Below are 9,554 nucleotides of genomic sequence, written 5' to 3'. Positions count from 1 at the left end.
CGCGCGCAGTGCGGGCCCGGCCGTTTGGCGTTCAGACCGCCGCGGGGCTTCTGGTTCAGACCGCCGCGGGGTACAGCACCCGTGGGTCGCCGGCCAGGGCGGCCTTGACCTCGGCGGTCGCCTCGTCGGCGATGACCTCCAGCGCGCCGGCCTCGATGCCGTCCAGCGCAGCCCGGGCGATGTCGGCGGGGTCGGCCTTCTCGATGTCGAAACCGGCCATCATGTCGGTGTCCGCGGCGCCGAGCAGCAGCCCGGTGACCAGCGTGCCCTGCTCGGCCAGCTCGAGCCGGACGCCGTTGGTGAGACTCCACTCGGCCGCCTTGGCCGCGCTGTACGCGTTCGCGCCGTTGTAGGAGACCCAGGACAGCCGGGACAGCACGTTGAGGATCGCGCCGCCGCCGAGCACCGGCGCGAAGGCACGGGTGACGTTGAGCGTGCCCCAGAAGTGCGTGTCCAGCTCCAGCCGGATCTTGTCGAGGTCGCCGGTGACCAGGTTGGTGTAGGTCGTGATGCCGGCATTGTTGATCAGTAGGTTGACGTCCCCGGCCTGCGCGGCCGCGGCGGCCACCGAGGCCGGATCGGTGATGTCCAGGGCCAGCACCTCGACGCCGGGGATGTCGACGAGCTCGGGATTACGCGCGGTGGCATAAACCTTGGCGGCGCCGCGGGCGAGCAGCTCGAGGACGAACTGCCGGCCGATACCGCGGTTGGCGCCGGTGACCAGCGCGACAGAACCAGAAATCTTCATGACGGCTACGCTAAAACCTGACGTTGACGTCAGAGGCAAGTGTGGTGACGGGCCTCACGAACACCGGCGGGAGAGATCATGCGGATCGGCGAGCTGGCCGGCACGGCGGGCGTGAGCGTACGGGCGCTGCGCTACTACGAGGAGCAGGGGCTGCTGGCCGCACAACGGACGCCGAGGGGGCAACGGACGTACCCGCCGGCGGCGGTGGACCGGGTGCAGCTCATCCAGCAGCTGTACGCCGCGGGCCTGTCCAGCCACACGATCCTGGAGCTGCTGCCCTGCGTGGACCGGGGCGTGAGCACTCCGGAGTCCCAGGCCCGGCTGGCGGCGGAACGGGACCGCATCGATCAGCAGATCACCGGCCTGCTGGCCACCCGCGACCGCCTCGACGCAGTGATCGCCGCCGCCGCTGACCCGACCCACCCGAGCTGCGCGCGTATGACATCATAGTTGTCATGTTGGCGCGTGGAGCTGCCCTGTACGAGGTCCTGCGGCACGTACGGCCACTGGTCCTGAACTCGGCCCGGGTGGTCGAGGCGGCACTGCGGCCGGACGGCCTGAGCGTGGGCACCCGGGCCGTGCTGGAAGTCCTCGCCGAGCACGGCCCGGCGACCGTGCCGGCCATCGGCGACCGGCTCGACCTGGCCCGGCAAGGCGTCCAGCGCCACGTCAACGACCTGCTGAAACTGGGCTACGTGGAGTCGCAGCCGAATCCGGCCCACCGGCGGTCGGTGCTGATCGTGCTGACCGGCAGCGGGACCGACATGATCGGTCGGATCCGCGACGACGAACTGCGGCAGCTGGCCACGCTGGCCCCGGACTGCACCGAGCAGGAGATCGCCACGGCGGCCAAGGTCCTGGCTGCCGTGAGCCGCGACGTGCGGAGGCGGGCCACATGACCACCGACGCCGAGATCTACGCCCGGACGACCAGCAACCGCCGGCTGATCGCCGACTTCCTGGAGGCCTTGGACGACACCCAGTGGCAGGCGGAGACACTGTGCGCCGGCTGGACCGTGGGTCATCTGGCCGCCCACCTCGTCCAGCCGATGCTGGTGGGCTTCGGCCGGTTCTTCGTGGTGGCCCTGCGCTACCGCGGCGACACGGACCGGACCGTGGACCACTTCACCCGGCGCCTGGCCCGGAAACCGCGGGGTGAGCTGATCGGCCTGCTGCGTGATCACGCGGCCGACCGGGTGAACCCGCCCCGGGTGGGGCCGCTCGGCCCGTTCGCCGACACCTGCGTGCACCTGCGGGACATCGCCCGGCCGTTGGGGCTGGCTGCGGACGTACCGGTGGAGGATTGGCGCATCCTGCTGGACTATCTGGTCTCGCCGGCGGTCGCGCCGGCGCTGGTGCCGCCGGGGCGGCTCGACGGGCTCGAACTGATCGCGACCGACACCGAATGGCGCAGCGGCTCCGGCACCCGGGTGACCGGTCCGATCGAGGCTCTCGGCATGGCGGTCTGCGGACGGCAAGTGGCCCGCAAGGACCTCGTGGGATGGACCTGATCTACTTCCACCGGCTCACCGGCAGGCCCCGACGTGGATCACTCTCGCTTGGCGACGGGGCAGCGACTACGATCTGGTCCAGGCACAGAACGCAATTTCACATTTGCCACAGCTATCCCAATGGGGCACGCATGACAGTCTCCGAGATATCAGACCGACCCACGTTCCGTCCCGAGTTGTCGAACTGCCGGTTCTGCGCAATCGAGGAACGGGAATCGCCACTGCTCAACACCCCGGATATGATGGTGTTCCCGTCGGTCGGCTCATTGGTCGAGGGATGGCTGTTGATCGCTCCGAAGCGGCACGTGATTACGCTATCCGAACTGACCGGGGCCGAGCGTACGAGTTTCCAGGACGTCGTCGACAGAGTCGGTCAGATCGTCGGCGCCAAGTACGGCAAGTTCGTCACTTTCGAGCACGGCCCGGCAACGGCTGGGCGCAGCGCGGGGTGCGGAGTCGACCACGCGCATCTGCACGTGGTTCCCACCGTTGCCAATCTGGTCGGGGGAGCCCGTGCGATCCACCCCGTGGGGGCCCGGCTGACCTGGAAGCAGGCGGTCTGGCCCTGGGACGCCAGGCAGGATCACGAGAGCGGAATGGACTACCTGTACCTCTGCGATCAGAACGGCGTGGGCAGCATCGCCGCCGCTCCGGAGATACCGAGCCAGCTCTTCCGCCGCGTCATCGCCGGTCACCTGGGACATGACAAGTGGGACTGGAACGCCGACCCGCGGATGAGCACGTACGAGGACACCGCTGACCGCCTCCGCACCGAGTTCATCTAATCGTGTCCGGGGCAGAGAGCGCCGACGAGCGGAATCGTCCGGCAGACGATCCCGTCGGCAGCGCCCGCCCGGTGGAAGCCCCTCGCGAGGCTGCGGATCCGGTCGCTGAGCCCACCGCCTTGGACGACCCCGGATTCGCCCCGAAGGAGCCGACGGACGGCCGGCAGCGCGGGGACTGGAAGACCAGATATGTCGATCCGGCCGCACGAAAAGGCATCCGGGTCGAGGCCAGCTACGTGTTCTTCATCCACATCGCCTGCCTGGTGTCGATGGCGGTGATCGCCATCGGCTGGCCCCGCGACTGGCTCGGCCTCGACGATCAGGCGGACTGGAACAGCGTTTCCCACTGGGCATTCGCCTGGCTCGGCGGAATGCTGGGCGGCTCCCTGTTCGCGATGAAATGGATGTACCATTCCGTCGCCAAGGGGCTTTGGAATCAGGATCGCCGGCTCTGGCGCATCTTCACCCCGCTGTTGTCCGCCGGCGTCGGCCTGACCGTTGTCGTACTATCCGCGGCCCGTGTCATTCCCGTGTTCGGCGCCGATCTGGTGTCGACCAATACCGGGGCCGTCGGCGTGGCGGTCCTCGTCGGCTACTTCTCCGATCAGACGATCAGCAAACTGGCCGATATGGCGGAGGGGCATCTCGGCCGGTCCGACAGAAGAGAACAGCTGCGCAACGATGGCAGCGCCACGGGGACCGACGACCCAGCGAATTAGGCGGTGCGGATGGACCGTTCGAACCGAGTACTGTCGACGCCGGCCTGCCGGCTCGACGACGCGCGCATGGTCGAGGTCCACGAGGCCGGCGGAAAGGGCGCCGGCCTGCTCCGGATCCCGCCCGCCTGGTACCCGCCGACCCTGGTCATTCCGCCGCTCGTCGCGATGAGCGAGCGGCCGGACGCCACCGAAATCGCCGAAGTCGTGCGGCAGGCCCTCAGCGACGACACGCTCGAGGCCACGGTTCGTGCGTTTCACCATTCAAGGGTCATCGTCAGGTCGTCCGCCGAAACCGAGGACCTACGGGAACGCGGCAAATTCACCTCGGTCATCTGCGATGCCACTCCAGCCGACATCCGGGCCGCCCTGACCACGGTGTATTTGTCCTCGATGGACGCCGGCGAATCACCGGGCGCCATGGCGATCCTGCTCCAACCCACGATCAACGCCCTGATCAGCGGTCACCTGAGCAATGAGCACCGGATCAGCCGAACTGCCTGGATCTGGACGCTGGAGGAACAGGTCGGCGGCAGCGTGAGCGATCGCCAGATCGGCGCTACCACGGCCCAGCCGGCCGGCGACGAGCCGCTGCTGTGCCCGAGCCTGCTGGCGCTGGAGGCGAGACTCCGCGAGGTCTCTCGACGCCTGTCCACCCAGCCGTATCGGCACCATCTCGAATGGATCTGGGACGGCAACCGGTTGTGGATCGTGCAGGCGGACCGGGTCATTCCGCTCACCGGACCGCCTCCCGGGGAACTGTGGTCGCCCCGAACCGGCCACCAGATCAAGGCGGGCGATCTGCGGCACTGGAGATTCGCGCCGCTGTCACCCGTGACCGACGCCGAGCAGTCCCGTTGGCCCAAGATACGGAACGTTCAGGAGTTCGCCCGGGCCGGCCTGCCCGTGCCCCAGCTGTTCCTCCTGGATGACCCGGAGGTGATCGCTTCCTTCGCCGCCGGCGAGGTGCCGCCGTCGGTGGTGGACGACCTGCGACTGCTCTCCTCCGGAGATGTCATCGTCAGGACCGACGTCGACACCCATGCCGGCGGCCCTAAACTGTTCCTCCCTAAGACCGACAACGTCGCGGATGCCGAGGTACTCGGCGAGTTCCTGGTCAAGACGACGAAAAGGCTGGTCGAGTCCCACATCGGGGCTGGGGAGATCGCGTTCATCGCGCACCGATATCTGCGGGCCCGGGCATGCGCGTGGACCTATGCCAGGCCCGGCGATCCGCTGATCCAGATCGACAGCACCTGGGGTCTGGTGGACGGCCTGAACTGGTGCTCGCATGACTCTTCGCTCGTCAACGTCACGACCGGATATCTGCGTCGGCAGGTCGTTCCCAAGCCGACGTTCATGGATGTTGGCCGGGATCGCGGTTGGGCCAGCCGCGAGACCCCGACTGAATGGCTGTGGCGTTCGAGCATCAATGAGGGACAACTCAGAACGGTGGCGGAAGGCGCCTACGCCCTCGCCGGGATCCGCGATCGTCCGGTCGCGACGATGTGGTTCATCAACATTCTCGACGGCGCCGACGCCGACTGCCTGCCCTGGTTCTCGACCCCCTACGAGATCGAGCCCGGGATCACCACCTCCCATTCGCACCAGGGCGTTCCCCGGTACAAGATTCTGACCAGGGACGACCTGCAACTGGTCGCCCGGCAGCGGCCGCCGAAGGGGACCATCCTCCGGCTCCAGCCCGGTGGCGACCTCATCCGGAACGAGAGTTTCGTCAAGGACGTCGCGGAGCTGGCGCTCTCCGGCGGGTACGTCATCGAAATCGAAGGCAGTCCGCTCGCGCACCCCTACTACATCCTCAAGCGGCGTGGAGTGCCGGTCGTGTGCGTCGGCCGGGACTGGACCGAGAGCGGCGTGGTGCACCACAACAAGCTCGTCCGGGACAACATTCCGGACCTGATCGAGCAACGCGGCGAACAGGCAGTCGCCTACCGTGCCGGCGACTCGGAGCGTCAGGAACTGCTCCGCGCCAAGGTGGTCGAAGAGGCGCTCGAACTCCTGCGATCCACCGCCCTGGACGACTCCCTGGGCGAACTGGCGGACCTCGTCGAGGTGATGCGGGCTCTGCAGTCGACCCTCGGCATCAGCGACGCCGACCTGAGCGCCGCCGTGGACCGCAAGCGCACCAGGCGCGGGGGCTTCGACGAGTCTTTGGTCCTGCTCCGCACGTCATTGTCCGCCGCCGCCCCGTCATCCGAGGAGACCACCGGCACCCTGCCCGGCATGGACGAGCTGACCGCCGCACAGGAGCCGTGGCAGGTACGCGAACAAGGCCGGCAACTCGTGGTGAGCTACGTGCCTCCGCCGCCCGGCAAGCCACAGACGATCCGCTCGAAACTGGATGGGACGGACGTGTCCGTTTCGTACCGCAAAGATGCGATCGTGGTCGAATCGATCGCCCGGACGAACGAACGCAAGGGCGCGCGGCAGGATCCGATTCCCGGACTGGAATGAACGTCCCGTCCGGCTTGCGCGGCCCTGGCAGCATCGCGGGGTGCGACATCTCGGGCAGTTCACCAGACGCTCCGGCAAGCACGACGGCCGGCGGCGTGGGGTCGCCGTTGCCGGGCTTGCCGGGATCGTGGCCTTCCTCCTGACCTTTCACCGGGCCGTGCCGAACACTGCTAGCCAGCTGGGCAGCCTGCTGGAAACGTTCCTGCCCTGGCTCGGCCTCGCCGTCCCGGTGCTGCTGGGTCTTGCCTGGTGGCGGCGGTCGGTGATCGCCGCGCTGGCCACGCTGCTGCCGCTGGCCGCCTGGCTCGGCCTCTTCGGCGGCCATCTGCTGCCGGACGGCGACTCCCCCTACGACCTCACCGCCGTGCAGCACAACGTCAGCGACGAGAACGCCGACCCGGCCGGCACGGTCCGTGAGCTGGTCAAGGTCCGGCCCGACCTGATCGCCCTGGAGGAGGTCACGCCGGCCTGCTGGCGCTGGGCTGCACCTCGGCGCAGGGCTACCACTTCAGCCGCCCCCTGCCCGCCGACAAGATCGTCGCGGCGCTCAACCAGCTGGCCCAGGCGGCGCCACCCAAGGTCATTCCCCTGCGCGCGGACGGCGCCTCCTGAGGTTTACGGCGGCCCGCTCGGGCTAGGTTGGCTGCATGGCCAACCGTCTTGCCGGCGCGACCTCGCCCTACCTGCTCCAGCACCAGGACAACCCCGTCGACTGGTGGCCCTGGTCCGACGAGGCGTTCGCCGAGGCCCGCCGGCGGGACGTGCCGGTGCTGATCTCGGTGGGCTACGCCGCCTGCCACTGGTGCCACGTGATGGCCCACGAGTCCTTCGAGGACGAGCAGGTCGCGCGGGTGGTCAACGACGGCTTCGTGGCGATCAAGGTGGACCGCGAGGAACGGCCCGACGTCGACGCCGTCTACATGACCGCCACCCAGGCCATGACCGGGCAGGGTGGCTGGCCCATGACGGTCTTCGCCACCCCGGCCGGCGAGCCGTTCTTCTGCGGCACGTACTTCCCCAAGGCCAACTTCACCCGCCTGCTCGACTCGGTCACCACCGCCTGGCGCGACCAGCGCGACGCGGTGGTCACCCAGGGGTCCGCGGTGGTCGAGGCGATCGGCGGCGCCCAGCTGACCGGCGGCGAGACCGCGCCGATCTCGGCGGAACTGCTGGACACGGCGGCGGACCTGCTGGCCAAGGACCACGACCGCTCGTACGGCGGGTTCGGGGGCGCCCCGAAGTTCCCGCCGCACATGAACCTGCAGTTCCTGCTCCGCCACTACCAGCGCACCGGCTCGGCCGGCGACCTGGAGATCGTCCGGCACACCGCGGAGCAGATGGCCCGGGGCGGCATCTACGACCAGCTCGCCGGCGGCTTCGCCCGCTACGCGGTGGACAACACGTGGACCGTGCCGCACTTCGAGAAGATGCTGTACGACAACGCGCTGCTGCTGCGCGTCTACACCCAGCTGTGGCGGCTCACCGGCGACCCGTTCGCCCGCCGGGTGGCCGACGAGACGGCCGCGTTCCTGCTGCGCGACCTGGGCACGCCGGCCGGCGGGCTGGCGTCGGCCCTGGACGCGGACACGGACGGGACCGAGGGCCTGACGTACGCGTGGACGCCGGCGCAGCTGATCGAGGCGCTGGGCGACGAGGACGGTGCCTGGGCGGCGGACCTGTTCCGGGTGACGACCAAGGGGACCTTCGAGCACGGCAGCAGCGTGCTGGTGCTGGCCCGTGACATCGAGGCTGCGGTGCCTGAGCTTGTGGAGCGGTGGCAGGACGTACGCGCTCGCCTGCTCACGGCCCGGAACCGGCGCCCGCAGCCGGCCCGCGACGACAAGGTCGTGGCCTCCTGGAACGGCCTGGCGGTGACCGCCCTGGCCGAGTATGCGCAGCTCACCGGCACGGACGGCACACCGGCGGTCGCCCTCGCGACGGTGCTGGCGGAACGGCACATCGTGGACGGCCGGCTGCGGCGCGTCTCCCGCGACGGCGTGGTCGGCGAACCGGCCGGTGTCCTGGAGGACTACGGCTGCGTGGCCGAAGCATTCTGCGCGATCCACCAGCTGACCGGCGACGGGGAGTGGCTCGGCCGGGCCGGGGCGCTGCTCGACGTGGCTCTCGAGCACTTCCCGAGCGGGCAGGGCGGCTTCTACGACACGGCCGACGACGCGGAACGGCTGGTGACGCGGCCCGCGGACCCGACCGACAATGCGACACCGTCGGGGCTGGCTGCGCTGTGTGCCGCACTGGTGGCGTACGCGGCGCTGAGCGGTGAGACCCGGTACCGGGAGGCGGCCGACGCGGCGCTGGCGACGGTGGGGCCGCTGCTCGGTGGGCATCCGCGGTTCGCCGGGTATTCGGCGACGGTGGCCGAGGCGGTGCTGGCCGGGCCGTACGAGATCGCGATCGCGACCACCGACCCGGCGGGAGATCCGCTGGTAGCGGCGGCGCACCGGCATGCCCCGCCGGGGACCGTGGTGGTGGCCGGCGAGCCGGACCGCCCGGGGGTGCCGCTGCTGGCCGACCGGCCGCTGATCGACGGCAGGTCGACGGCGTACGTCTGCCGTGGGTTCGTCTGTGACCGCCCGGTGACCACGGTCGAGGACCTGGTGGCCCGCCTGTCCGCCTGAGTTCGGGCCGCTTGGCGGGGGTGGACCGGGGCTCGTTAGGCTGGCGGCGAGATGGATACCCGAACCGGTCTGCCCGTAGTCGGCATGGTGGGCGGTGGCCAGCTGGCCCGGATGACCCACCAGGCCGCGATCGCCCTCGGCCAGTCGTTGCGCGTGCTCTCCGAGTCGCCCGACGACAGTGCCGCCCTCGTCGCCGCTGATGTGCGGATCGGCACGCACACCGATCTGGCCGCGCTGCGGGAGTTCGCCAAGGGATGTGACGCGGTCACCTTCGACCACGAGCACGTGCCCAACGAGCACATCGCCGCGCTCGCGGCCGAGGGCGTCAAGATCTACCCCGGCGCTGACGCGATCCGGTACGCGCAGGACAAGCGGCAGATGCGGGAACGGCTGTCGGCACTGGGCGCACCGGTGCCGCGCTGGCGCCCGGTTGCCTCCGTCGAGGACATCACCGCTTTTGCCGCTTCCGCCGGTCTCGCCGCTTCCGTTGGTCCCGCCGCCTCTGCCGGTCCCGCCGCCTCTGCCGGTCCCGCCGCCGGGCCGGCATCGTCCGGTGAGGGCTGGCCGGTCGTGGCCAAGGCCGTGCGCGGTGGCTACGACGGTCGGGGCGTCTGGATGCTGGACGACGCCGCGGCCGCCGCCGAGCTGGTCGCCACGGGCACCGAGCTGATCGTCGAGGAGCGC

At 69.8% G+C, this 9,554-nt stretch carries 8 protein-coding genes and 1 pseudogene; 8 read left to right on the top strand and 1 reads right to left on the bottom strand.

Going from position 1 to position 9,554, the window contains the following annotated elements; genetic code table 11:
• Positions 1-55 precede the first annotated feature (55 nt).
• Positions 56-748 carry an SDR family oxidoreductase gene (locus AB0C29_RS19860; RefSeq protein ID WP_360822091.1) on the bottom strand — a complete coding sequence of 231 codons (693 nt, stop codon included), beginning with the start codon at positions 746-748 and terminating at the stop codon, positions 56-58.
• A 78-nt stretch (positions 749-826) separates the two neighbouring features.
• Between AB0C29_RS19860 and AB0C29_RS19855 the strand changes: the two genes are divergently transcribed.
• From AB0C29_RS19855 to AB0C29_RS19820, 8 genes and pseudogenes are all read left to right on the top strand, one after another.
• Positions 827-1,198, top strand: coding sequence for a MerR family transcriptional regulator (locus tag AB0C29_RS19855; protein WP_360822089.1), 372 nt, complete (start codon positions 827-829; stop codon positions 1,196-1,198).
• A gap of 5 nt (positions 1,199-1,203) precedes the next feature.
• Positions 1,204-1,647 carry a MarR family winged helix-turn-helix transcriptional regulator gene (locus tag AB0C29_RS19850; protein WP_360822087.1) on the top strand — a complete coding sequence of 148 codons (444 nt, stop codon included), beginning with the start codon at positions 1,204-1,206 and terminating at the stop codon, positions 1,645-1,647.
• Entirely contained in the window at positions 1,644-2,258 is a 615-nt protein-coding gene (locus tag AB0C29_RS19845; protein ID WP_360822085.1) for a maleylpyruvate isomerase family mycothiol-dependent enzyme, read from the top strand. Before AB0C29_RS19850 ends, AB0C29_RS19845 begins: the two co-directional genes overlap by 4 nt.
• Before the next feature lie 131 nt (positions 2,259-2,389).
• On the top strand, positions 2,390-3,043 hold the full coding sequence (locus AB0C29_RS19840; RefSeq protein ID WP_360822083.1) for an HIT family protein: 654 nt from the start codon (positions 2,390-2,392) through the stop codon (positions 3,041-3,043).
• Between the two features lie 2 nt (positions 3,044-3,045).
• Positions 3,046-3,762: a hypothetical protein gene (locus AB0C29_RS19835; protein WP_360822081.1), complete on the top strand. Its 717-nt coding sequence runs from the start codon at positions 3,046-3,048 to the stop codon at positions 3,760-3,762.
• A 9-nt stretch (positions 3,763-3,771) separates the two neighbouring features.
• Positions 3,772-6,234 (top strand): nucleoside triphosphate pyrophosphohydrolase, encoded by a 2,463-nt coding sequence (locus tag AB0C29_RS19830; RefSeq protein WP_360822079.1) that lies wholly within the window; start codon positions 3,772-3,774, stop codon positions 6,232-6,234.
• 647 nt (positions 6,235-6,881) lie between these two features.
• The gene (locus AB0C29_RS19825; RefSeq protein ID WP_360822077.1) at positions 6,882-8,870 is read left to right on the top strand and encodes a thioredoxin domain-containing protein; all 1,989 of its coding nucleotides are present in this window, start codon (positions 6,882-6,884) and stop codon (positions 8,868-8,870) included.
• Positions 8,871-8,921: 51 nt separating this feature from the next.
• Positions 8,922-9,554 (top strand): annotated as a pseudogene (locus AB0C29_RS19820) (hypothetical protein); the annotation flags it as partial.

It is taken from the genome of Actinoplanes sp. NPDC048791, assembly GCF_040650095.1.
Lineage (GTDB): Bacteria > Actinomycetota > Actinomycetes > Mycobacteriales > Micromonosporaceae > Actinoplanes.
Note: the sequence above shows the minus strand (reverse complement) of the source record. Positions and strands in the feature narration are given on the sequence as shown.

Coding starts and splice junctions, on each gene's coding strand:
- AB0C29_RS19860 (WP_360822091.1), bottom strand. CDS start 748: ATGAAGATTTCTGGTTCTGTCGCGCTGGTCACCGGCGCCAACCGCGGT.
- AB0C29_RS19855 (WP_360822089.1), top strand. CDS start 827: ATGCGGATCGGCGAGCTGGCCGGCACGGCGGGCGTGAGCGTACGGGCG.
- AB0C29_RS19850 (WP_360822087.1), top strand. CDS start 1,204: ATGTTGGCGCGTGGAGCTGCCCTGTACGAGGTCCTGCGGCACGTACGG.
- AB0C29_RS19845 (WP_360822085.1), top strand. CDS start 1,644: ATGACCACCGACGCCGAGATCTACGCCCGGACGACCAGCAACCGCCGG.
- AB0C29_RS19840 (WP_360822083.1), top strand. CDS start 2,390: ATGACAGTCTCCGAGATATCAGACCGACCCACGTTCCGTCCCGAGTTG.
- AB0C29_RS19830 (WP_360822079.1), top strand. CDS start 3,772: ATGGACCGTTCGAACCGAGTACTGTCGACGCCGGCCTGCCGGCTCGAC.
- AB0C29_RS19825 (WP_360822077.1), top strand. CDS start 6,882: ATGGCCAACCGTCTTGCCGGCGCGACCTCGCCCTACCTGCTCCAGCAC.